Consider the following 24,353-nt stretch of genomic DNA (forward strand, 5'->3'; position numbering starts at 1 on the left):
CGCCCCATGTCCTCGTCGACGGAGGCCGATCACGGGGCGGCCTCGTCCGACGACGCGGCCGTGGCCGGCGCCCCTGACAAGGCGTCGGCCGCGGATCCGGGGGCGGGCTCCGGCCCGGCCGCGGGCGCTCCCCCGCCCGCGGACCCCGGCGCGGAGAGGAGCGTTCCGCGGTGGCGGCGCTCCCTGCGGCCGTATCTGCTCATCGTGCCCGCCCTGCTGCTGACCGGCGGGATCCTCTATCCCTTCGGACTCGGCCTGTACTACACGGTGTTCGACTTCGCGGCGAGCAAGCCGCAGCCGGACTTCACGGGCCTGGAGAACTACCGGCGGATCTTCACCGACTCCTCCTTCTGGGACTCGGCGTGGGTGACGGTGCTGTACGCGGTCGGCGCCGCCGCCGTCGAGACGGTGCTCGGCGTCGCCGTGGCGCTGCTCCTGCACCGCTCGACCCTGGTCGGCCGGGTGCTGGAGAAGGTCCTCATCCTGCCGCTGATGATCGCGCCCGTGATCGCCGCGATCATCTGGAAGCTGATGCTCCAGCCGTCGGTCGGGGTCGTCAACCACCTGCTGCGGCCGTTCGGTCTGGGCGGGGTGCAGTGGACGGACACCCCGACGGGCGCGCTGCTCTCCTCGATCGCCGTGGACGTGTGGGTCTACACCCCGTTCGTCGCGATCCTGGCGCTGGCGGGGCTGCGTTCGCTGCCCACGTCGCCCTTCGAGGCGGCGGCGGTCGACGGCGCGGGCTGGTGGTTCACCTTCCGCAAGCTGACGATGCCGATGCTGTGGCCGTACGTCCTGGTCGCCGTGATCTTCCGGTTCATGGACTCGCTGAAGGTCTTCGACATCATCTACGCCCTGACGGAGGGCGGCCCCGGCGACTCCACGGTGGTGCTCCAGATCCGCGCGTATCTGGAGGCGATCCGCTTCCAGCGCTACTCGTTCGGGCTGAGCTACATGATCGTGCTGTGGGCGGTGGTCTATCTGGCGGCGATGGTGCTGGTGCGCTATCTGGGCCGGGTCCAGAACCGGGCTGCGGAGGTGCCGAAGTGACGTCACGTCAGACGGCGGCGAGGCCGAAGGGGGCCGTGAAGCGGCGGGTGTTGGGGATCGCCGCCGACGGCGCGCTGATCCTCTACTTCCTCTTCGCGCTGTTCCCCGTCGTGTGGATGGTGATCCTCTCGCTGAAGCCGGCGAACGAGCTGTTCAGCACCTACTTCTCGTTCACCCCGACCCTGGACTCCTACCGCACGGTGCTCGGCGCGGGCGAGGACGAGGGCGTGCCGTTCGTGCGGTTCTTCCTCAACTCCCTGGTGGTGTCGCTGGGGGCGGTCGGGCTCTCCCTGGTGATCGGGCTGCCCGCCGCGTACGCCGCCGCGCGCTGGCGGTTCCGCGGCTCGGAGAATCTGATGTTCACGCTGCTGTCGTTCCGCTTCGCGCCCGAACTGACCGTGATCATCCCGCTGTTCGTGCTCTACCAGCAGCTCGGTCTCTTCGACACCTATCTCGGCATGATCTGGGTCCTGCAACTGGTCACGCTGCCGCTGATCGTGTGGATCATGCGCTCGTACTTCGCCGATCTGTCACCGGAGCTGGAACAGGCGGCGCTGCTCGACGGCTACACCCGCAAGCAGGCGTTCTTCCGGGTCGCGCTGCCGCTGGTGAAGCCGGGGATCGCCGCGGTGTCCCTGCTGGCCTTCATCTTCGCGTGGAACAACTTCGTCTTCCCGCTGATCCTGACCTCGTCCGAGGCGCAGACCGTGACCGTGGGCGCGCTGTCGTTCCTCGGCGGCGACCGGCCCAAGTACAACCTGACGGCCGCCGCCGCGCTCGTGTCGGTGATCCCGCCGCTGCTGCTGGCGCTCACGATTCAGCGGTATCTCGTGCGGGGGCTGTCGTTCGGGGCGGTGAAGTCATGATCTCGGCCGCATCCGGCACCACCTCGATAGGGCTGCGTGGCGTCCACAAGTCGTACGGGCGCACCACCGCGCTCGACGGCATCGAACTGGACGTGGCCGAGGGCGAGTTCTTCTGTCTGCTCGGCCCGTCCGGCGCGGGCAAGACGACGACGCTCAAGACCGTCGCCGGTCTGGAGGAGCCGGACTCCGGCGTGGTCGAGCTGGGGGGCCGGGACATGACCGGCGTCGAGCCGTACGACCGGGGCGTGGCCATGTGCTTCGAGTCGTACGCGCTCTATCCGCACCGCTCCGCCTACGACAACCTCGCCTCGCCGCTGCGCTCGCCCAAGTACCGGCTGCCGGCCGCCGAGGCCCGTACACGGATACACGAGATCGCCGAACTCCTCGGTATCGAGCAGCTGTTGGAGCGTCCGGTGGGCGCGCTGTCGAACGGGCAGCGACAGCGGGTGGCACTCGGCCGGGTGCTCGTACGGCCCGCGCGCGCGTTCCTCCTCGACGAGCCGCTCTCCCATCTCGACGCCAAGCTCCGCCAGGCGATGCGCGCGGAGCTGAAGGCCATCGGGGACGTCCGGCACACGACCACGCTGTACGTCACGCACGACTCGGTGGAGGCGCTGGCGCTCGGCGACCGGATCGGGGTGATCAGGGACGGGCGGATCGTCCAGACCGGGACCCGGGAGGAGATCTGGCACCGGCCGCACGACACGTTCGTCGCCCGCGCCTTCGGGCGACCGCTGATCAACCTGCTGCCGGGGACGGTCACCGCGGACGGGCGCTTCGGGTCGGCGGATGGCGGCTTCGAACTGCCGCTGGACGTACCGGCGCCGCCGGGCACGGCGGTGCAGCTGGGAGTACGGCCGAGGGACGTCGCCCTGGGTGAGGCCGGGGCCGGCGGGGAGACGGCCGGTGGGGGCGGCGGGGCAGGCGCGGTGGAGCTGACCGGCACCGTCTACGTCACCGAGGTCCTCGGCCGCGCCACCGAGGTCACCGTCCGGCTCGGCTCCCGGCAGCTCTCGCTCGTCGCCCCGCGCGCCGCCGCGGCGGGCCTGCGCACGGACGATCCTGTACGGCTCCGCGCGGATCTTGAGAACCTGCTCCTGTTCGAGGCCGACCGGCCGGAGCGTCCAGGACGAAGGATCAGCCCATGAGCACCCAGCAGCAGCGCGGCCCCGCCCCGCGCCAGGCGGCGATAGCCGAGTACGTCCTCGCACAGGGCGAGGGCACCGCCGCCGAGCTGGCGGAACGGTTCGACGTGAGCCTGATGACCATCCACCGCGATCTGGACGAGCTCGAACGCCAGGGAATCGTAAGGAAGTTCAGGGGCGGGGTGACGGCGCAGCCGTCCGGTGTGTTCGAGTCGAACGTCGCCTTCCGGCTGAAGGCGATGCACGAGGAGAAGGCGGCGGTCGCCCGGCGGGCGCTGAGCCTGATCGAGCCCGGCATGGCGGTGATGCTGGACGACTCGACCTCCACGCTGGAGATCGCGCGGCGGCTCGGCTCCATCACCCCGCTGACCGTCGTCACCAACTTCCTGGAGGCGATCAACCTGCTGTCCGGGGAGCGCGGCATCCATCTGATGGCGCTCGGCGGCGACTACGACCCCCTGCACTCCTCCTTCCTCGGGGTCAGTTGCGTCGAGGCCGTGCAGTCGCTCCAGGTCGACGTCTGTTTCACCTCCACCTCCGCGGTCTCCGGGGGCTTCGCCTACCACCAGGAGCAGCACATCGTCTCCGTGAAGCGGGCGATGCTCGACTCGGCGGCCCGCAACGTCCTGCTGCTCGACCACTCCAAGCTCGGCCGGGTCGCCCTGCACCGGCTTGCCCCGCTCTCCGCGTTCGACCTGGTGCTCGTGGACGCCGGTGCCTCCGCGGAGGCGCTGCGCGACCTGGACGAGCACAAGGTCCCCTATCAAGTCTGTGAGGTGGGCGGTGACTGAACTGGCCCTGCGTGAGCTGCGCAAGACGTATGTGTCGCGCGGCCGTCCCGCCGTGGACGCGGTACGGGGCGTCGACATCGACCTGCGCTCCGGCGAACTGCTCGGTCTCCTCGGCCCGTCCGGCTGCGGCAAGTCCACCACGCTGCGGATGATCGCCGGACTGGAGGAGGTCACCGGCGGCGACATCCTGGTGGGCGGCGAGTCGGTCGTCGCCCTGCCCGCGCGGGAGCGCAACATCGGTGTCGCCTTCGAGAACTACGCGCTCTACCCGCCGCTGACTGTCGCGGAGAATCTCGGCTTCGGACTCGCGGCGCGCGGCCTGCACGGGCGTACGGAACGGGGCAGACGGGTCGCCGACATGGCGGAGCGGATCGGCATCACCGACCTCCTCGCCGCCCGGCCCGCCGGTCTGTCCAGCGGCCAGAAGCAGCGCGTGGCACTGGCGAGGGCGCTGATCCGGGAGCCGGACGTACTGCTCCTGGACGAGCCGCTGTCCCATCTTGACGCCGCGCAGCGCGACACGACACGTCGTGAACTCAAGCGCATCCAGCGGGACTTGGGCCATACGACGATCCTCGTCACACACGACCAGGAAGAGGCGCTGTCGCTGGCCGACCGGATCGCCGTCATGAGGGACGGCGTGATCCAGCAACTCGGCACGCCGTACGAGATCTACGACGCCCCGGCGAATGTGTTCGTCGCCGACTTCGTGGGGGAGCCCGCGATCAACCTGCTGCCGGGCGTCGTGGCGGCCGACGGGTGGGTACGGCTCGGTGCGTCGGCGCGGTTCCCGTGCCCGGCCGGTCCGCCCGTCGGCCGGGAGGTGGTGCTCGGCATCCGTCCGGAGGACCTGCGGCTGACCCGTGTGGGTGAGCCGGGGGCCGGGACGGGGGACACCGGGTCGGGCGGGGACCCGGGCGGCGCCGTACGGGCTACGGTCAGCGCCCATGAGCCGCTCCTGGAGTCCGGAATCGCCACGCTCACGCTCGACGGCGTCGCCGAACCCCTTGTCGTGGAGACCGGCCCGGAGACACGCCTGGACCGGGGCGACACCGTACGCGTCATCGCCGACCCACGGCACACGCATGTCTTCGACGCCGAGACCGGAGAGGCCCTGACCCTGACATGAGGATCCTCGCAGCGGGTGACCACTTCGTCCTCAACTCCCTGATCACCGAGGCTCTGCGGCGCGTCGTCGCCGGCCCGGCAGAGATCACCGAACTCACCCTCCCCTGGCCGCTCACGCCCTTCGGCGAGGTCGCCGAGGTCGACGAGGCCAACGACTCCGAGGACGCGCTGATCGAGGCGCTGGACGGGGTCGACGTCTGTGTGACCCAGATGGGTCCCTTCACCGAACGGGTGCTGGCCGCCTCCCCCGCGCTGCGGATGATCGCCGTGTGCCGGGGCGGCCCGGTCAACGTCAACGTCGAGGCCGCCCGCGCGCGTGGCGTCAAGGTCTGCTTCGCGCCCGGACGCAACGCGGCGGCCACGGCCGAGTTCACGGTCGGGATGATGCTGGCGGCGCTGCGGCGGATCCCCGAGGCGCACAACTCCCTCGCCCTGGACGGGAAGTGGGACGCCACGCACTACACGTACGAGCGCTGCGGCCCGGAGCTGGAGGACACGCCGGTCGGGCTGATCGGTTACGGCGCGGTCGGCAGCCGGGTCGCCCGTGTGCTGACCGCGTTCGGCGCCGAGGTGGAGGTGTACGACCCGTACGTACGCGGCGACGTGCACGGCATGCGGTCCCCGTCGCTGGAGGCGCTGCTGTCCCGGTCGAGCGTCGTCACCCTGCACGCGCGGCTCACCCCGGAGACGAAGGGCCTGATCGGCGCGCGCGAACTCGCCCTGCTGCCAAGGGGATCGACCCTGGTGAACGTGGCGCGCGGCGGGCTCCTCGACACGGACGCGCTGTGCGACGCGCTCGACAGCGGGCAGCTCGCGGCGGCGGCGCTCGACACGTACGAGCGGGAGCCGCTGCCGGCCGGCTCCCGGCTGCACGGCACCCCCAATCTGGTGCTGACCCCGCATCTTGGCGGGGCCAGCAAGGCCGTGGCGCGCAAGGCGGCGCGGATCGCCGCCGCCGAGGTCGCGCGCTACGCCAAGGGCCAGCCGCTGGAGCACTGCCTGACATAGAGGCCGCGGGCCGCTCGGGCCCCCCGGAACCTGAGGAGAGCGCGATGTACGTCGGTATCGATGTCGGCACGTCGATGGTGAAGGCCGCGGCCTTCGACGCGGGAGGCCACGCACTGGCCGTCGAGTCCCGCCCGGTGCGCCTCGACATCCACGGCGGCCATGTCGAGCAGGACATGGAGGAGCTGTACGGCGCGGTCGTCGACGCCCTCGGCACGCTCACCGCCGCGCTGCCCGAGCCGGTCGAACTGGCCGGGCTCACCGGCCAGGGCGACGGGGTCTGGCTGGTCGATGCCGAAGGGCGCCCGGTGCGGCCCGCGATCTCCTGGATGGACGGCAGGGCGCACGAGTTCGTGGACGCGTGGCTGGCGTCCGGGGTCTTCGAGTCGGTCTTCCGGCGCAGCGGCAGCGCGATGTTCCCGGGCTGTCCGGGGCCCGTGCTGGCCTGGCTCGACCGCCACGAGCCGACGGCGCTGGACGCCGCGACGACGGCGCTGTACTGCAAGGACATGGTCTTCCAGCGGCTGACCGGGGTGCGGGCGACGGATGTCTCGGACGCGTCGATGCCGTTCCTGGACCCGAGGACACGGGCGTACTCGCCCGACGTGCTCGCGGAGTTGGGCCTCGCGCACCGGGAGCGGCTGCTGGCCCCGGTCAGCGATCCGGTCGCGATCGGCGAGCTGCCCTCGGGCGTACGGATCGCCAACGGGCCGTACGACCTGCCGGCCTGCGCGCTGGGCGCGGGGGTCACCGAGCCGGGCGACGGGCTGCTGATCATCGGCACCTGTCTGGCCTCGCTCGTCGCGACGGACACGCTCGACCTGGACGGTGAACCGGGCGGGCTGCACATCTCGACGGACCGGCCGGGGCACTGGCTGCGCGCCATGCCCGCGATGGTGGGGACCGCCGCGCTCGACTGGGTGCTGACCATGACCGGCACGGACCTCGCGGAGGTGGACCCGATGCTCGACGCGGTGGAGCCGGGCGCGGGAGGGGTCAGGGTGCTCCCCTACTTCGCGCCGTCCGGTGAGCGGGCGCCGTTCGTCGATCCGGCACTGCGGGCCGAACTGACCGGTGTCTCACTGGAGTCGACGGCGGCCGATCTGATCAGGGCCACCTGCGAGGGCATCGCCTACGCCGCCCGGCACTGCCTGGAGGCGGCGGGCCTGACGGGAAGCCTCGCGGTCTGCGGCGGCGGCACCCGGAGCCCCGCCTGGATGCGCCTGTTCGCCGATGTGCTCGGCAGGCCGCTGCGGATCGTGGAGGGCGAGGTCGGCGCACGGGGCGCGGTCCTCGCGTCGGCGGCACGCCACGGGGTGCCGCTGGACGTCGCCGCGTGGACGTCCCCGACGGCGGTGGTGACCCCGGACCCGGTCCGGGCGGCGTACTACACGAAGGGCTACGACGACCACCTGACCCGCCTGGGAACGGCGCGGGCGCGGCACGGTTCGTAGGGGACGGGTGGGGTGGGCCGCCACGGGTGGACGCACCGTGCGGACGTCGGCACCGTACGCGGCCCCGCGCCGACGGCGTATCCGGGACCGGGAACCGCCGGCCGCGCGGGCGGGCGCGGGCACTCGCCGTACGACGGGCGGGGTGTGGGTCGTACGCGGCGATCCGCGCGCGGAGGACGCGTCTGCGCACGCGGCCCCGGGCCGCACGCCGAACCTGGTCCTCGGCGGGCCGAGTGGTCGGGCGGCATTCGGGGTGAACCCGGGATGGACGCCCGCCGCACAGGCGGTGAATCCACCGCGCATCGCGCCAACTCGGGCCGCTCACCTGCCTATCGTGCTGCCGCCGAACCCTGGATCACGCCAACTGACCGCCGTTCACGAGCCTTACGAGGGAGACCCGTATGTCCGCACAGCCCAGACGCCGCTCGATACTGCTCGCGGCCGGCGCCGCCACCGCCGCCACCGCGCTGCCCGTCACGGCCACCGCCGCCGCCGCATCGCCCCGGCGGCCCGACGGCTCCGGCCGGCCCGTGGTCATCGGCCACCGGGGCGCCGCCGGCTGGCGGCCCGAGCACACGGCGGCGGCCTACACCTACGCCGTGCAGACGGGCGCCGACTGGATCGAGCCCGATCTGGTGCCCACCAAGGACCATGTCCTGGTCGTGCGGCACGAGAACGAGATCTCGGGGACGACGGACGTCGCCAAGCACCCGGAGTTCGCCGACCGGCGTACGACGAAGACCGTCGACGGACGGCCGGTGACCGGCTGGTTCACCGAGGACTTCACGCTGGCCGAGCTGAAGACCCTGCGGGCCGTCGAGCGGCTGCCGCTGATCCGTAATCGCAACACCGTCTTCGACGGCCGTGAGCCGGTGATGACCTTCGAGGAGGTCGTGAAGCTGGCCCGCGAGCTGTCCCGCCGATACCGCCGCCGGGTCGCCGTCTTCCCGGAGACCAAGCACCCCACGTACTTCCGCTCCATCGGGCTGCCCCTGGAGCCCGCGCTCGCCCGGATCGTGCGGCGCTACCGGCTGGACGCCGACGAATGCGTGGTCCAGTCGTTCGAGCCCAGCAGCCTCGCGGCGTTCGCCGACGAGCGGCTGAGGCTGCCGCTCTGGCAGGCGCTGGGCACGACGGGCGCGCCGTACGACCACGTCGCGGCGGGTGACCCCACGACGTACAAGGACATGATGACGCCGGAGGGGCTGCGGAAGATCGCGCGGTACGCGGACTGGATCGGGCCCGACAAGTCGTCCGTCGTGGAGCCGTTCACTCTGCTGGCGGACGCGCACCGGGCCGGTCTGAAGGTGGGCGCGTACACCTTCCGCGCGGAGAACCAGTACCTGCCGGCGGCGCTCCGGCGCGGCACCGATCCCAACGCGTTCGGTGACGCCTTCGCCGAGTACGCCCTGCACTTCGGCCGCGGCGTGGACGCCGTGGTGACGGACTACCCGGACATCGCGGCGATGGCACGGGACGCGGCGGAAGCCTGAGCGTGGGCAACAGGCCTAGGACCAACGCCTGATCAACACCGAGCCCTCTTGCTGTTAGCGTGCAGTTGCATAAGATGTGCAATAAGCAGCAGGAGGGCTCGCCCATGGCCATCTACACACTCCCCGAACTCCCCTACGACTACGCGGCGCTCGAACCGGTGATCAACCCGCAGATCATCGAGCTCCACCACGACAAGCACCACGCCGCGTACGTGAAGGGTGCGAACGACACCCTGGAGCAGTTGGACGAGGCACGCGACAAGGAGTCCTGGGGCGCGATCAACGGCCTCCAGAAGAGCCTCGCGTTTCACCTCTCCGGCCACATCCTCCACTCGATCTACTGGCACAACATGACGGGCGACAACGGCGGCGGCGAGCCGCTGGCGGCCGACGGTGTGGGCGACCTCGCCGACGCGATCACCGCGTCGTTCGGCTCGTTCGCCGGCTTCAAGGCCCAGCTCACGAAGGCCGCGGCGACGACGCAGGGCTCCGGCTGGGGCGTCCTGGCGTACGAGCCGGTCAGCGGCAGACTGATCGTGGAGCAGGTCTACGACCACCAGGGCAACGTGGGCCAGGGATCCGTGCCGGTCCTGGTGTTCGACGCCTGGGAGCACGCCTTCTACCTCCAGTACAAGAACCAGAAGGTGGACTTCATCGAGGCGATGTGGCGCGTCGTGAACTGGCAGGACGTGGCGAAGCGTTACGCGGCGGCGAAGGAGCGGGACGACGTCCTGCTCCTGGCGCAGTGACCTGATCCCGCCACCCGCGCCGCCGCCCCCACAGGCGTCCTGCTCGTGATCGTCTTCTCAGCCTTCACCTGCGGACGGAATGACGAAGGACCCTCGCGAGGACATGACTCGCGGGGGTCCTTCCACATACGCCCGGTCACCGGCGGGCGCCGCGACGGGCTCACCACGCGGCCCGTGACACGGACGGCCGGTCAGTCGAAGATCGGGCCCTGCGTACGGGTGCGCTTGATCTCGTAGAAGCCGGGGATCGAGGCGACCATCAGCGTGCCGTCCCACAGCTGGGCGGCCTCCTCGCCCTTGGGGGCGGGGGTCACGACCGGGCCGAAGAAGGCGATCTGCTCGCCGTCGGAGCCGGGGACCGCGATCACCGGGGTACCGACCTCCTGGCCGACCTTGTCGATGCCCTCCTTGTGGGAGGCGCGCAGCTCGGTGTCGTACGTGTCCTTGTCCGCGTAGTCGATGAGGTCCGCCGGAAGGCCGACATCGGCCAGCGCCGCGACGATGGTGGCGCGCTCGTTGCCTTCGCCGCCGTTGTGGATACGGGTGCCGAGCGCGGTGTAGAGCTTGCCGACGACCTCGTCGCCGTGCAGCTGCTGGGCGGCGGTCACGACGCGGACCGGGGCCCAGGCGGCCTTCATGCCCTCCCGGTACTGCTCGGGCAGCTCGTCGAGCTTGTCCTCGTTCAGCACGGCCAGGCTCATGACGTGCCAGTTGACCTCGACGTTCCTGACCTTCTCGACCTCCAGCATCCAGCGGGACGTCATCCAGGCCCATGGACAGATCGGGTCGAACCAGAAGTCGACCGGCGTCCTGGCACTCGTTTCACTCATGGGCGTGTCTCTCCTAGAAAAAGAAAGGGCTGCGGTCCAACCATTGGCAACGTACGGGGCAACGCCGCCGGTCGCCGGAGTCATTCCCGGCAGCCGTCGGACACGGTGCCCCGTGGGAGAATTCGAACCGTTGTAGGTAAAAACACGCACCTAGGAGTGTCCGTGCCCGGTGAGAACCTGTCCCGCGACGAGGCCCGCGAGCGGGCCGAGCTGCTGTCCGTCGACCGGTACGAGGTCGCGCTCGACCTGCGGTCGGCGGTCGGTGAGTCGCCGGGTGACGCGTCGGTCGGGGAGCCGGACGGGGCGCCGGACGGTCCGGCCGCGGACGGACCGGGTGCGCCCCGTACCTTCCGCTCCGTGACGACGATCCACTTCCGGTCGGCGCGGCCGGGTGTGGCCACCTTCGTCGACCTGGTGGCGCCGAGTGTGACGTCGCTGACCCTGAACGGCCGCTCGCTGGACCCGTCCGTCGTGTTCGACGGCTCGCGCATCGCGCTGTACGGGCTGGCCGAGGAGAACGTGCTGGTCGTGGACGCGCGGTGCGCCTACAGCCGTACGGGCGAGGGCATGCACCGCTTCGTCGACCCGGAGGACGGCGAGGTCTATCTCTACACGCAGTACGAGCCGGCCGACGCGCGCCGCGTCTTCGCCAACTTCGAGCAGCCCGATCTGAAGGCACCGTTCACCTTCGAGGTGACCGCGCCCGCGGGCTGGACGGTGTGGAGCAACGGTGAGACGACCGGGTCGGGTGCCGAGACCGGTGTGTGGACGTTCGCCGAGACCAAGCCGATCTCGACGTACATCACGGCCGTCGTGGCGGGGCCGTACCACCACGTCACCGATGTGTACCGGCGCGCGCTGCCCGACGGCTCCACGCTGGAGATCCCGCTCGGCGCGCTGTGCCGCAAGGGCCTCGCCCGGCACTTCGACGCCGACGACATCTTCCTGGTGACCAAGCAGGGCCTGGACTTCTTCCACGACAACTTCGACTACCCGTACCCCTTCGGGAAGTACGACCAGGCGTTCGTGCCCGAGTACAACATCGGCGCGATGGAGAACCCCGGCTGTGTGACCTTCCGCGAGGACTACGTCTTCCGGGGCAAGGTCACCCAGGCGTCCTACGAGCGCCGCGCGAACGTCATCCTGCACGAGATGGCGCACATGTGGTTCGGCGATCTCGTGACGATGCGCTGGTGGGACGACCTGTGGCTCAAGGAGTCGTTCGCCGACTTCATGGGCTCGCTGGCGCAGGCGGAGGCCACGCGCTTCACCAACGCGTGGGTCACCTTCGCCAACAACCGCAAGTCGTGGGCGTACCGCGCCGACCAGTTGCCGTCCACGCATCCGGTCACGGCCGACATCCGTGACCTGGAGGACGCCAAGCTCAACTTCGACGGCATCACCTACGCCAAGGGCGCGTCGGTGCTCAAGCAACTCGTCGCGTACGCCGGGCGCGAGGCGTTCCTGGAAGGCGCGCGGCGCTACTTCAAGCGGCACGCGTACGGCAACACCCGCCTCGGTGACCTGCTCTCCGTCCTGGCGGAGACGTCGGGGCGCGACATGGTGTCGTGGTCGCGTTCCTGGCTGGAGACGGCGGGCGTCAACTCGCTGACGCCGGCGGTCACTTACGACGCCTCCGGACATGTGACGGAGCTGGCCGTGCTCCAGGAGGCCACCGAGTCGCACCCCGAGCTGCGCCCGCACCGGGTGGCGGTGGGCCTGTACCGGCGCGAGAGCGTGGACGCCGAGCTGGTCAGGTACGCGCGCGCCGAGGTCGACGTCGACGGGCCGCGCACGGTCGTCACGGAGCTGGCCGGCGCCGAGCGGCCCGATCTGATCCTGGTCAACGACGACGACCTCACATACTGCAAGATCCGCTTCGACGAGGGCTCGCTGGAGACGCTGCGCGAGTACCTGGGCGAACTCACCGACCCGCTGGCGCGGGCGCTGTGCTGGTCGGCGCTGTGGAATCTGACGCGCGACGGGCTGATGCCCGCACGCGACTTCATCCAACTGGTGCTGCGGTTCGCCGGGCGCGAGTCGGACATCGGCGTACTCCAGAGGCTGCACGCCTGGGCACAGGGCGCGCTGATCCACTACGCGGCGCCGCAGTGGCGCGAGGAGGGCGCGCGGGCGCTTGCGGAGGGCGCGCTGCGTGAGCTGCGGCTCGCCGGGCCCGGCAGCCAGCACCAGCTGACCTGGGCGCGGTTCTTCGCGTCGACGGCCACCTCGGACGCCGATTTCCAGTTGCTGCGGGGCCTGCTGGGGAACACGGCGAAGATCGACGGCCTCGATGTCGACCAGGAGCTGCGCTGGAGCTTCCTGCGTCCCCTGGCCGCGCACGGTCTGGCCGACGAGTCCGTGATCGCGGCGGAGCTGGCCCGCGACGACACGGCGTCCGGCAAGCGCCACCAGGTCCGGTGCCTGGCCTCGCGCCCCTCCGAGGAGGTCAAGGCGAATGCGTGGGCGGACGTCGTCGACTCCGACGCCCTGTCGAACGCGCTGGTGGAGGCGACGATCGCGGGCTTCGCGCAGCCGGGGCAGCGGGAGTTGACCGCGCCGTACGCGGAGAAGTACTTCGAGATGATCGAACGGGTGTGGGCCGAGCGCTCGATCCAGATCGGCATGGACCTGGTGGAGGGCCTGTATCCGAGCCTCCAGGACCGTCAGGAGACGGTGCGCGACACGGACAACTGGCTCGCGGCGCATCCGGACGCGCCACCGGCGCTGCGCCGTCTGGTACTTGAGGCACGGGACGATCTGGCGCGGGCGCTGGCGGCGCAGGCGTGCGACGCGACGGCGGCGGTGACGTCGGGCTGATCGCGACGGGAGGAAAAGGGAAGAGACGGACCGGCGGGGCGGACCGGCGGTTTGCCCGAAAGCACCCCGCCTGATCGGCAATCGAACGTCCGTACTTTAGGACGAGCTTGTCCCGATTTGCCGACGGGCTCGTAACAGCGGTTAGCGGGCGGGCCGTTCATGGGGAAGCCCCGGACATGAACAACTCCCCCACCTCCTGCGGCGGCGAAACCCCTTCCCCGCTCTCCCCCCGCCCGCTCAGCCACCTCGTCGGCACGCAGCGGCGCGTGCTGTCCGCCACGCAGTTGCGCGAGCACGGTGTCAGCACGGCGTACGCCGTCGCGCGGTGTGCGCCCGGAGGCCCCTGGCAGCAGTTGCTGCCAGGGGTCTTCCTGCTCCATCAGGGGCCGCCGACCAGCGAGGAGCGCCTGCACGGGGCGCTGTTGTACGCGGGGCGCCGCCAGGACGTCCCGGCCCAGCCCGCCGGCACCGGCGCCGGCGCTCCCCGCGACACCGCCATGATCACCGGCCTCGCCGCCCTCACCCTGCACGGCCTCCCGTCGGCCCCCGCGCTGACCGCGCTGGACCACATCGACGTACTGGTCCCCCGCACCCGCCGGCTGCGCTCCACCGGCTGCGTCCGCATCGTGCGCGCCCACGCGCTGCCGGGCGCGCGGCAGGTCACCGGCCTCCCGGTGGCCCCCGTGGCACGCGCCCTGGCCGACGCGGTCGCCGGGCTCAGCGACCCGGCGGCCGTACGCCTCCTGCTCACCGAGGCCGTGCGCCACGGTCACTGCGAACCGGCGTCCGTCGTACGGGAGTTGAGCTTGGCCCGGCTGCTGTCCCGGCCGTACGTCGTGGACGCGGTGGACTCGCTGCTCGCCGCCGGACGGGCCCTCGCCGAGGGCCGGCTCTACGAGATGGTGCGGACGTACGGGCTCCCCGAGCCGGTCTGGAACGTCGACCTGCGCCTGCCGAGCGGCCCCCATCTGGGCGGCCTCGACGCCTACTGGCCGGACCACGCGGTCGCCGTGGAACTTGACACCCGCGCACCGCGCCACGGCAAGACCCCGCAGGACGACGTCATCTGGTCCGAATGCGCCCGCAAGCGCGAACACCTGGAGCGCCTGGGCATCAGGGTGGTCCACCTGACCCCGCGCAAACTGCTTGACTCGCCGGAACTCCAGGCGACGGTGGTGCGCACGGCCCTTCTCGCGGCGGCGGACCGGGAGCCCCCCGCGCGGGTGGTCGTCCTGCCGAGGTGACGGCCGCAGACACCCCACGCGGCGGAAAGCGGCCCGCATATAGGGTAGTTGGTCGCGCTTGAGGTCGATACCTGGACGGAGGAGAGCTTCCCGGCCTCCTTGAGCGCGACCTCGGCGCAGCCGCCCGAGCAAGAGCGCGCCGTTCCAGCTCCGCTGGAAGGTCCTGGACTCCACGCATCAAGAGCCATTCGCCACCAAGACTCTCGCCGATGGCCGTCGCTCCGAGCCCATGTCGTCTCTACGTAGCGGCGAACAATTCGACACCGAAACCGCTTCCGGCCTCGGAGCTCCGCGAACTCAACTCACCCACCTGGTTCAACCACTCGTTTTGCGTACGCATGAAGTGGCCCAACGCATCAGCCAAGCACCCCTCCGACATTCGCCGAGGCGCTTGCGGTCGTCATGACCGCGCTCGTGACCACTCGAAAAGGCCGGCTGAAACCGGCTCTTCTGTGCCTGGCGCTCCATTCCTGGGCCTTCCAGATGATCAGGGACGATGACGAGCAATAGGCAGCGCGCAAAGACGTGATCGACCCGCCGAAAGACATCAGGACGGCGCTGAACTGGGCTGCCGCATACTCTCTCAAGGTCAGAGACCTAACCCAGTCCGACAACCTGCGCCCAGCACTCGAAGCCCTGTCACTCAAGTTGGACGGGAAGCGTGCTGCGGACAACACGATCAACCGCAAGCTCACAGCGCTGAGCAACGCCCTGCGCTACGCGGTGGAGCGTGACCTCCTCTCCACACCCGCTGTCCCGCATCGACTGGCGCCCGCCACAGACGAACGACGAAGTCGACTTTCGTTACGTCCCAGACCCGAAGCTGGCACGTGAACTCCTGGCCACCGTTCAAGCACAGGGGCGCCGCGGCGAGCATCTGCATGCCTTCGGCTGTCTCTACTACGCGTCCCTGCGGCCGTCCGAGGGGGCAGATCTACGAAAGCAGGACTTCCGCTTTCCTGAGACAGGGTGGGGCGAACTCATCCTCGCTGGCAGCCGGTCGGAGGTCGGCTCAGGCTGGACGGACGACGGACAACGGCAGGAGCCGCTTAGATCGAGCCGTTCGGCGCAAGCCGAATCGTCTTGGCGCCATTGATAATGGAGCCTCCAGAGGCCATAAATAAAGCCCCGAGGGGGCCTACAGGGGTCGACTGCGTTTGTGTGGTCTCAGAACCTGTGCCTCAACTGTGCCGGTTTCCTTCGATGCTCAAGCTGACCCTGGAATACCTGAGCAGCAGTATCCCTATGCGCCCTCATTTAAGCGATTTCGCCCCATAAGTTCCGAGCTCTCACTCGGCCACCCGGAAGCAGTAATTCCCATTGATGGAGCATTGTGCACGTTAGTTAGGAATGCGAAAAACTAAGTGGTTGACAAGATCACCGGCAGGCCGTTAACTACACGCCGTGAGCGATCGTTACGCCATTCGCGGCTAGCGAACTCACCCAGAAAGGTCGAAAACATGACCAAGGATACTTGGCGAAGAGCCCGTGTCGGCATCGTGGGTTGCGCTTCCCTCGCGCTGTTGACCCTGCCATCGCCCGCATACGCAACTGACGAAGCGGACGTCGCTGCGGCGCTTTCCCGAATGAGCGCGGGGACGAACACACAGGCCGACTGTGACCTGGTCGCCCAAAACGCCCCCGAAATCGCAGCTACGGTTCCTTGCATTGTCAATGGCAATCAGGTATTTAAGCTTGGCTCTCAACCTCTTGATCCGAAAGAAGAATCGGCGGTGCTCGATTACCGAATTAATGCCCTTGGCGAATACGAAATACCTGACACCCTATTGACGGCTGACGAGGCAAAAGCCGTTGTCCTCGACTTCATCGGGGGCGGTGACGCTTCCAACGCTGACGAGGTCATCGTTCCGGAGGAGCCTGAGGGGGGCCTCTCCTCGCCAGAGGAATTTTCCACTCGCGCCGCCACAGGCACCTGGAGGGCCACACACGTCACGTACACGAATTACAGCTACACCGGCTCGGTGATCTACAAATACCACCACAAGGCAAATTTCCAGTACTCCGGCGGCAAGGTCCGCGCCTGGGGGAGCCGTAGCGACTACACCTCGAACGAGTCAAGCGTTGTGGATGTCCAAAACCGCTTGACGAACACCAAGACCAGCCTCCCAGCGTCAACCGCCTACTCGACAATGAAGCGCAAGATTGTACTCAAGGTTCCCATTTATGGCGAGTATGCTAGCAACTACCCTTGGATCAAGATCAAGATGACCGGGTCCGGCGGCACCTCCTTTACCGGTGCCGCGCTCTGATATAAGTACAGGCATGTTCAAACTAGTCTTGCAGGTTCTGCTCATACTGGCCGGCTGCTCAGCGATCTTGACCCTTTTGGGGTCCCGTAGTGGAATTGTCGAGATTGCATTGATCAGTACTATCGGACTATTTGCCATCGCCTGGACGTTCCGACGTTTCCTGCGTAACCGCAGAGCAGCGAATGCAGTGAGATGACCTCGTCAGCGCGGTTCTCCTCATAGTGCAAAGCCGAACCTGTGACGCCTGGTTCACAAACAGTGCGCTACGTGGCAGAGGGGGTCGACTCTTCAAAGTCGCCCCCCTCTGCCACGTAGCCACAAAATGACAGTGGGAGGTGAGTCCCATTCCAACCCTTGCATCTGAGTCCCTCCAGAGGCAGTCTCACTTGAGGTTGCCTCCATGTCGTCCAGGGGCGGTGAGGCAGCAGGCTCGCCAGCCTCCTGGACGATCTCCAGCCAGATCTGAGTTCTGGGCGAGGCCCGTGGCTGGGAGGATTGCGCAGGCCGGTGGCGCGGGCGTCCCGGATGCGGTCCTGGCAGCGGGCGCGCTGGCGGTGGCACAGTTCGAGCCGGGTGATGGCCTCATCGGGTGTGCTGGTAGCTCACGGACGCGGTGGTCGTACGCCTCCTGCTCACCGAGGCCGTGCGCCAAGGTCACTGCGAACCGGCGTCCGTCGTACGGGAGTTGAGCTTGGCCCGGCTGCTGTCCCGGCCGTACGTCGTGGACGCGGTGGACTCGCTGCTCGCCGCCGGACGGGCCCTCGCCGAGGGCCGGCTCTACGAGATGGTGCGGACGTACGGGCTCCCCGAGCCGGTCTGGAACGTCGACCTGCGCCTGCCGAGCGGCCCCCATCTGGGCGGCCTCGACGCCTACTGGCCGGACCACGCGGTCGCCGTGGAACTTGACACCCGCGCACCGCGCCACGGCAAGACCCCGCAGGACGACGTCATCTGGTCCGAATGCGCCCGCAAGCGCGAACACCTGGAGCGCCTGGGCATCAGGGTGGTCCACCTGACCCCGCGCAAACTGCTTGACTCGCCGGAACTCCAGGCGACGGTGGTGCGCACGGCCCTTCTCGCCTCCTCCGACCGCGAGCCCCCGGCCCATGTGATCGAGCTGCCGAGGTGACGGCCGTGGGCCTCGGCCGGGCCGAAGAAGGCCCGGATATCAGGTGGTTGGTCCTTGATGGCGGGGTCCGCGTGGTGGCGGATGTACGCCACAGACACTTCCCCCCACCGACAGCTCTCCACAAAACCTGGTCATTTACGCAAAGCTGAGCGGTCATCCGGTACCGAATTCCGGACTGTCTCTTTCACAACCAGGGATGCTGATGACCTCCGAATCCGAGAGCTCCATATCCGGGCCGAGACGCGTGGCTCGGGTCGCCGCCGCCACGGGCCTGGCCGCAGCGCTGATAGCCACCGGCGCGCTGCCTGTCTTCGCCGCTCCGGCCGCCGACGACCCGGCCGCCTCCGCACCTGTGAAACCCGCCAAGTCCGCCACCGAGAAGCTCGGTTCGGACGACGTCGATCTGCTCGACAAGGCGGTGGCCGAAGGTGAGAAGAACGTCACCGTGATGGTGGCCACGGCCCCAGGCCGGACCGAGCAGGTCTCCGACCAGTTCGACGCCGTGTCCGGCGCCGTGGTCGGCAAGACGTACGACAAGCTCGGTTACGTACGGGCCACCCTGCCCACCGGTAAGGCCGAGGCCGCGCTCAAGGCGGCCGGGAAGCTCTCCTCCGTCCACGGCATCGACCTCAAGCACGAGATCGAGCTGGACGACCCGACGCCCGCCGCCGACACGGTGAAGGGCGCCGCGAAGGCCGCCGGCGCCCTGGCCTCCACGGCACCCGGCGCGAACACCCCGGCGAAGAACCCGTACAACCCGTCCTTCGAGACGGGCGCGGTCGACTTCGTCAAGCAGAACCCCAAGGCGGACGGCCGCGGGGTCACCATCGGCATCCTCGACTCGGGCATCGACCTGGGCCACCCGGCGCTTCAGAAGACCACCACCGGCGAGCGCAAGATCGTCGACTGGGTGACGGCGACGGACCCGGTCAACGACCAGGACGGCACCTGGCGTCCGATGGAGACCGACGTCAAGGGCCCGTCGTTCACGTACAACGACCGGACCTACACGGCCCCCGCCGGGAACTACAAGATCAATCTCTTCGCCGAGTCCGCCACGCGCGGCGGCGACATGGCCGGGGACCTTAACCGGGACGGCGACACCACCGACGTCTGGGCGATGCTGTACGACCCCGGCACCCGGACCGTGCGCATCGACCTCGACAACGACGGCAAGTTCGGCAACGACACGATCATGAAGCCGTACCGCAACGGCTTCCAGATCGGCTACTTCGGCGAGGACAATCCGAAGACCGAGATCGTCGAGCGCATCCCGTTCGTCATCGAGGTCCGCGAGGACGTCGTCAACAAGGATGGCGTCAAGGCCGACTACGTCAACATCGGTGTCATCGAGGGCTCGCACGGCACCCACGTCGCCGGTATCACCGCGGCCAACAGCCTGTTCGGCGGCAAGATGAACGGCGCGGCGCCCGGCGCCAAGCTGGTCTCCTCGCGCGCCTGCACCTGGAGCGGCGGCTGCACCAACATCGCCCTCACGGAGGGCATGGCCGACCTCGTCATCGAGCGCGGCGTGGACATCGTCAACATGTCCATCGGCGGACTGCCGGCGCTGAACGACGGCAACAACGCGCGCGCCGAACTGTACACGCGGCTCATCGACACCTACGGCGTCCAGCTCGTGATCTCCGCGGGCAACTCCGGCCCCGGCCTCAACACCATCGGTGACCCGGCCCTGGCCGACAAGGTGATCTCGGTCGGCGCCTCGATCTCCAAGGAGACGTGGGCATCCAACTACGGCTCGGTCGTGTCGACGAAGTACGACATGCTGCCGTTCTCGTCCCGCGGTCCGCGTGAGGACGGTGGCTTCGCGCCGATCATCTCGGCCCCCGGCGCCGCCATCAACACCACGCAGACCTGGTCGCCCGGAGGTCCCGTCGCCGAGGCCGGCTACCAGCTGCCGCCCGGCTACTCGATGCTCCAGGGCACCTCGATGGCCTCCCCGCAGGCCGCCGGCGCGAGCGCGCTGCTGCTGTCGGCGGCCAAGCAGAAGGGGATCGACCTGACCCCCGCGAAGCTGCGCACCGCCCTCACCTCCACCGCCGGCAAGATCGACGGCAAGAAGGCGCACGAGCAGGGCGCGGGCCTCATCGACGTCGTCGACGCGTGGGACGCGATCAAGGACGGCGCGAAGGCCAACGAGTACAGCGTCAAGGCCCCGGTCGACACCTCGATCGACTTCGCGCTGAAGACCCCGGGCTTCGGTACCGGTCTGTACGACCGTGAGGGTGGCCTCCAGGCCGGCAAGAGCCGGACGTACGACGTCACCATCACCCGCACCACCGGTCCCAACCGTCTGGTGGAGCACCAGCTCAACTGGAAGTACAACGACGGCACCTTCAAGTTGCTGAGCGGCAAGAAGGTCAAGCTGCCGAAGAACAAGGCCGTCACCGTCACGGTGCAGGCCAAGCCCGACCAGGCGGGCGCGCACAGCGCGATCCTGGAGCTGGACGACCGCTCCACCACGGGCGTGGACAAGCAGATCCTCGCCACGGTGGTCGTTTCCAAGAAGCTGGCGAAGCCCTCGTTCACGTACTCGTCGCTGGGCTCGGTCGAGCGCAACAGCACCGAGTCGTACTTCGTCACGGTCCCCGAGGGTGCCAAGTCCCTGGAGGTCGCCCTCGGCGGACTCGCCGACGGCAGCCAGACCCGCTTCATCAGCCTCCACCCGTACGGGACGCCGGTCGACCCGACCTCGACCGTCAACTGCTACCCGAACTACTCGAACCCGGCGAACACCTGCCGTCCGGACCTGCGGTCCTACAGCAACCCGCAGCCCGGCGTCTGGGAGGTCGAGGTCGAGTCGCGTCGTACGTCGCCGCTGCTGAACAACCCGTACAAGCTCGACGTCAGCGTGCTGGGTGCCTCCTTCGACCCGGCGGTCACCACTCTCCCCGAGGCCAAGATCGGTACGCCGGCCCCGGTGGAATGGACCGTCACCAACGGGTTCGCCGCCATCGACGGCAAGCTCGCGGGAGGCTCGCTCGGCTCCGCGAAGGTCGACCGGCCCACGATCGCCCACGGCGAGAAGAAGGAGACGACCGTCACCCTCGGTGCGGGCGTCGAACGGCTCGACGTGGCCATCGGCGGCACCTCGGACCAGTCGGCGGACCTGGACCTCGCGGTCTACCGGGACGGCGTGCCGGTCGGCGAGTCCGCCGACGGTGACTCCGAGGAGGCCGTCAGCCTGATCGCACCGGCGGCCGGCGAGTACACCTTCGAGGTGGTCGCTTACTCGGTGCCCGCCGGGACCACCGAGTACGACTACCGCGACGTGTTCTACTCGGCGTCGCTCGGCGAGGTCACGGTCGGCGACGCCCCGGTGAAGCTCGCCAACGGCGCGTCGGCGGAGGTCTCCGCCGAGGTGACGGTGGCCGGCGCGGCTCCGGAGGGCCGGCAGTTCTTCGGCGAGGTCCAGCTGCTGAACGCGCGCGGTACTGCCGCGGGCACCGGCAGTGTCGTGATCGAGAAGGTCCTGCCGTAACGGCGTAACGGTCCCCGTACGCGGTACGGGGGGATTTACGTGGCAGAAGGGGGCGGGCGTCCGGACGGGCGCCCGCCCCTCACGCGTGCCCGCCCCGCCGTGTGACCCATGACGCACCGTCCCGACCAGCGGAATGGATTGGACAAGCCGGGCTCGGACAGACGCATCATGGACGCGGCACCCGGGCCGCATGTACGTACGGAGGAGTCCCTGTGAAGGTCGGAATCGTCGGAGCCACCGGTCAGGTCGGCACAGTCATGCGCACCATCCTGGCCGAGCGGGACTTCCCGGCCGACGAGCTGCGGCTGTTCGCCTCCGCACGCTCCGCGGGCTCCACCATCGAGTGGCGGGGCGAGCCGATCACCGTCGAGGACGCCTCCACGGCCGACTACACCGGCCTGGACATCGTGCTCTTCTCCGCGGGCGGCGCCACCTCCAGGGCGCTCGCCGAGAAGGTGGCGGCCCAGGGCCCCGTCGTGATCGACAACTCGTCCGCCTGGCGCGGTCACCCCGAGGTCCCGCTGGTGGTCTCCGAGGTCAACCCGCACGCGATCGCCGACCGCCCCAAGGGCATCATCGCCAACCCGAACTGCACGACGATGGCCGCGATGCCCGTGCTGCGCCCGCTGCACGCCGAGGCGGGGCTGGTCGCGCTCGTCGCCACCACCTACCAGGCCGTGTCCGGCTCCGGTCTCGCGGGCGTCGCCGAGCTGCACGACCAGGCCCGCAAGGTCGTCGAGACCGCCGACCGGCTGACCTTCGACGGCGAGGCCGTGGAGTTCCCCGAGCCCACCGTCTACAAGCGCCCCATCGCCTTCAACGTGCTGCCGCTCGCGGGCTCGATCGTGGACGACGGCTCCTTCGAGACGGACGAGGAGCAGAAGCTACGTAACGAGTCCCGCAAGATCCTGGAGATCCCCGAGCTGAAGGTCTCCGGGACCTGTGTGCGGGTGCCGGTCTTCTCCGGACACTCCCTCCAGGTGAACGTCCGCTTCGAACGCCCGATCGGCGTGGAGCGCGCGTACGAGCTGCTGAAGGACGCCCCTGGCGTCGAGCTGTCCGAGATCCCGACGCCTCTCCAGGCCGCGGGCAAGGACGCCTCCTACGTAGGACGCGTCCGCGTGGACGAGACGGTGGAGAACGGTCTGGCGCTGTTCGTCTCGAACGACAACCTGCGCAAGGGCGCTGCGCTGAACGCGGTGCAGATCGCGGAACTGGTCGCCGCGGAGCTGCGCGGAGACAACTGACACCGCTCGTGCCGCCACCGGCCCACCGGGCCGGGGCATTCGACGCGCGGCCCCGGCCCGTCGGGGCGGGTGTCGCGGTCGGCGGGGAGCTGTTCCCCCGGTCAGGGCCCGGCGCAGTGCGATCCGCAGGCCGAAGCGCGCGCCGAGTTCCAGGACGATGTCCTGGAACTCGGCGCGCCGCTCCGCTGGGGGGCCGCGGCCACAGGGCGCAGATCGAAGGATCGTACGGGTCCTGTCGCGCGTTGCGCGGCCGTCCGCTTGACCCGCCTCCGGAGCCGCGACGACCAGGACGATGTCATGGCCCGGGCACGGCGAAGCACGCGCTTTCTGGAGGGGACGGCGACACTGCGTCCTGTCCGCCGCCGGTGATATCTTCGAGGGCGTGGCGGTCCGTGGCGGTTCCCGCCGGGAACCGGGGGGTGCCACCATGACGCCGTATCTGCCGCGCTCGGCCACCGAGACGGGGATACCACTCTTCTGCCTGCCCTGCGCGGGCGGCGGCGCATCCGCCTACCGTGGGTGGCAGCAGGCATTGGACAAGCTCGGCTCCGGGCTGCAAGTGCTTCCAGTGCAGTTGCCGGGCCGCGAGGAGCGGGCTCACGAGCGCCGGTTCACCGAGGTCGCGGCCTTGGTGGAGGAGATGGACGAGCAGCTCGACGCCGCCCTCTCCCGGCCTCACCTCCTGTACGGGCACAGCATGGGCGCATTCGTCGCCCACGCCCTGGTCCTGCGGCGGCAGCGGCGCGGTGCGGTCTTGCCGCGGGCACTCGTGCTCAGCTCCCACCGCGCCCCGCACGTGCCTCCCAACCGCGTCCTGGATCCCGGCGCCGACGACCAGACGCTGGCCACGCGGCTCGCCCAACTGGGCGGCATCCCGCCCGAGCTGGCCGGCCGACGCGGGTTCCGGTCCCGGCTTCTGCCGCTGATCCGCGACGATCTGCGGCTGTGCTCCACAACCCTGCCCATGGCGGAGACGGAGCCCCTGCGCGTGCCGCTGCACCTGTTGGTCGGCGCCCACGATCAGCTGGTGCCGGTGGCCGCGATGGAGGCGTGGTCCGCGCACTGCGGCCTGGACAGCGAGCTGCGCACGATGCCCGGCGGACACTTCTTCGTCCGCACCCACGAGAACGCCCTGCTGTGCCACCTGGCAGCAGTGGCAGACCGGTACCGCGCTGTTCCTGCCCAGCGACCCCGTCACTCGGCAGGACACCGGACGCACAAGACACCTGATTCAGGGCGGGAGACCGAATCGTGCGCGGGGTGAGCGCCCTGCGGGGAACGACGGTACGGCGCGAGGTGGCCGTCATGGTCGGCGAGGTGTGCGCGAGGGGCGTCCGCGCTGGGATGGACCCGGACCCCGACCGGTTCGTCGCGTATCCGCACACACCGAGGCCGCCGGCGCGGGAGAATGCGTCGGCCGCCGCCCCGCACGGGCTCACACCCCGTCAGCACGAGATCGCCCTCCTCGTCACCGAGGGAATGACGAACCGCCAGATCAGCTCCGCGAAGGGCATTTCTGAGTGGACTGTGACCAACCACCCGCGTGCCGTCATGCGGAAGCCGGGTTGTGGTGACCGGGTGCATGTGGTGGGTCCCCTCGCGCGGGCCCGGCGGTGAGCGTGCAGACACA

Annotated in this window: 17 protein-coding genes and 1 pseudogene; 17 read left to right on the plus strand and 1 reads right to left on the minus strand. The window is 69.5% G+C overall.

Features of this window, described 5'->3' with window-relative positions:
- The first annotated feature begins 6 nt into the window (after positions 1-6).
- The 9 genes from ACFWHU_RS08835 (at position 7) to ACFWHU_RS08875 (ending at position 9,681) form a co-directional block, all read left to right on the plus strand.
- Entirely contained in the window at positions 7-1,050 is a 1,044-nt protein-coding gene (locus ACFWHU_RS08835; protein ID WP_387224433.1) for a carbohydrate ABC transporter permease, read from the plus strand.
- Positions 1,047-1,916 carry a carbohydrate ABC transporter permease gene (locus tag ACFWHU_RS08840; protein ID WP_385802556.1) on the plus strand — a complete coding sequence of 290 codons (870 nt, stop codon included), beginning with the start codon at positions 1,047-1,049 and terminating at the stop codon, positions 1,914-1,916. Before ACFWHU_RS08835 ends, ACFWHU_RS08840 begins: the two co-directional genes overlap by 4 nt.
- Positions 1,913-3,064 (plus strand): ABC transporter ATP-binding protein, encoded by a 1,152-nt coding sequence (locus ACFWHU_RS08845; protein ID WP_387224434.1) that lies wholly within the window; start codon positions 1,913-1,915, stop codon positions 3,062-3,064. Before ACFWHU_RS08840 ends, ACFWHU_RS08845 begins: the two co-directional genes overlap by 4 nt.
- Positions 3,061-3,852, plus strand: coding sequence for a DeoR/GlpR family DNA-binding transcription regulator (locus tag ACFWHU_RS08850; RefSeq protein ID WP_385802552.1), 792 nt, complete (start codon positions 3,061-3,063; stop codon positions 3,850-3,852). Before ACFWHU_RS08845 ends, ACFWHU_RS08850 begins: the two co-directional genes overlap by 4 nt.
- The gene (locus ACFWHU_RS08855; RefSeq protein WP_385802551.1) at positions 3,845-4,981 is read left to right on the plus strand and encodes an ABC transporter ATP-binding protein; all 1,137 of its coding nucleotides are present in this window, start codon (positions 3,845-3,847) and stop codon (positions 4,979-4,981) included. Before ACFWHU_RS08850 ends, ACFWHU_RS08855 begins: the two co-directional genes overlap by 8 nt.
- Complete coding sequence (locus ACFWHU_RS08860; protein WP_387224435.1) at positions 4,978-5,988, plus strand: 2-hydroxyacid dehydrogenase; 1,011 nt, start codon at positions 4,978-4,980, stop codon at positions 5,986-5,988. The genes ACFWHU_RS08855 and ACFWHU_RS08860 overlap by 4 nt, the downstream gene beginning before the upstream one ends.
- Before the next feature lie 44 nt (positions 5,989-6,032).
- Positions 6,033-7,439 carry an FGGY family carbohydrate kinase gene (locus ACFWHU_RS08865; protein ID WP_387224436.1) on the plus strand — a complete coding sequence of 469 codons (1,407 nt, stop codon included), beginning with the start codon at positions 6,033-6,035 and terminating at the stop codon, positions 7,437-7,439.
- A gap of 401 nt (positions 7,440-7,840) precedes the next feature.
- Positions 7,841-8,932, plus strand: a complete 1,092-nt coding sequence (locus tag ACFWHU_RS08870; protein ID WP_387224437.1) for a glycerophosphodiester phosphodiesterase family protein — start codon at positions 7,841-7,843, stop codon at positions 8,930-8,932.
- Positions 8,933-9,036: 104 nt separating this feature from the next.
- Positions 9,037-9,681 (plus strand): superoxide dismutase, encoded by a 645-nt coding sequence (locus ACFWHU_RS08875; protein ID WP_385802543.1) that lies wholly within the window; start codon positions 9,037-9,039, stop codon positions 9,679-9,681.
- A 191-nt stretch (positions 9,682-9,872) separates the two neighbouring features.
- On the opposite strand, the gene ACFWHU_RS08880 is transcribed toward ACFWHU_RS08875, so the two are convergent.
- Positions 9,873-10,511 carry a DsbA family protein gene (locus ACFWHU_RS08880; protein ID WP_385802542.1) on the minus strand — a complete coding sequence of 213 codons (639 nt, stop codon included), beginning with the start codon at positions 10,509-10,511 and terminating at the stop codon, positions 9,873-9,875.
- 162 nt (positions 10,512-10,673) lie between these two features.
- Between ACFWHU_RS08880 and pepN the strand changes: the two genes are divergently transcribed.
- The 8 genes and pseudogenes from pepN (at position 10,674) to ACFWHU_RS08920 (ending at position 24,340) form a co-directional block, all read left to right on the plus strand.
- Positions 10,674-13,331 carry an aminopeptidase N gene (gene pepN, locus ACFWHU_RS08885; RefSeq protein ID WP_387224438.1) on the plus strand — a complete coding sequence of 886 codons (2,658 nt, stop codon included), beginning with the start codon at positions 10,674-10,676 and terminating at the stop codon, positions 13,329-13,331.
- 176 nt (positions 13,332-13,507) lie between these two features.
- Entirely contained in the window at positions 13,508-14,575 is a 1,068-nt protein-coding gene (locus tag ACFWHU_RS08890) for a hypothetical protein (protein WP_387224439.1), read from the plus strand.
- Positions 14,576-16,035: 1,460 nt separating this feature from the next.
- Positions 16,036-16,845 (plus strand): hypothetical protein, encoded by an 810-nt coding sequence (locus tag ACFWHU_RS08895; RefSeq protein WP_387224440.1) that lies wholly within the window; start codon positions 16,036-16,038, stop codon positions 16,843-16,845.
- A gap of 601 nt (positions 16,846-17,446) precedes the next feature.
- Positions 17,447-17,974, plus strand: a pseudogene (locus tag ACFWHU_RS08900) (hypothetical protein); the annotation flags it as partial.
- A gap of 196 nt (positions 17,975-18,170) precedes the next feature.
- Positions 18,171-21,476: a S8 family serine peptidase gene (locus ACFWHU_RS08905; RefSeq protein WP_387224441.1), complete on the plus strand. Its 3,306-nt coding sequence runs from the start codon at positions 18,171-18,173 to the stop codon at positions 21,474-21,476.
- Between the two features lie 212 nt (positions 21,477-21,688).
- The gene (locus ACFWHU_RS08910; protein WP_385802535.1) at positions 21,689-22,723 is read left to right on the plus strand and encodes an aspartate-semialdehyde dehydrogenase; all 1,035 of its coding nucleotides are present in this window, start codon (positions 21,689-21,691) and stop codon (positions 22,721-22,723) included.
- A 427-nt stretch (positions 22,724-23,150) separates the two neighbouring features.
- On the plus strand, positions 23,151-23,987 hold the full coding sequence (locus ACFWHU_RS08915; protein ID WP_385802534.1) for a thioesterase II family protein: 837 nt from the start codon (positions 23,151-23,153) through the stop codon (positions 23,985-23,987).
- Positions 23,984-24,340: a helix-turn-helix transcriptional regulator gene (locus ACFWHU_RS08920; protein WP_387224442.1), complete on the plus strand. Its 357-nt coding sequence runs from the start codon at positions 23,984-23,986 to the stop codon at positions 24,338-24,340. The genes ACFWHU_RS08915 and ACFWHU_RS08920 overlap by 4 nt, the downstream gene beginning before the upstream one ends.
- The last annotated feature ends 13 nt before the right edge of the window (positions 24,341-24,353 follow it).

It is taken from the genome of Streptomyces sp. NPDC060366, from assembly GCF_042725135.1.
Lineage (GTDB): Bacteria > Actinomycetota > Actinomycetes > Streptomycetales > Streptomycetaceae > Streptomyces.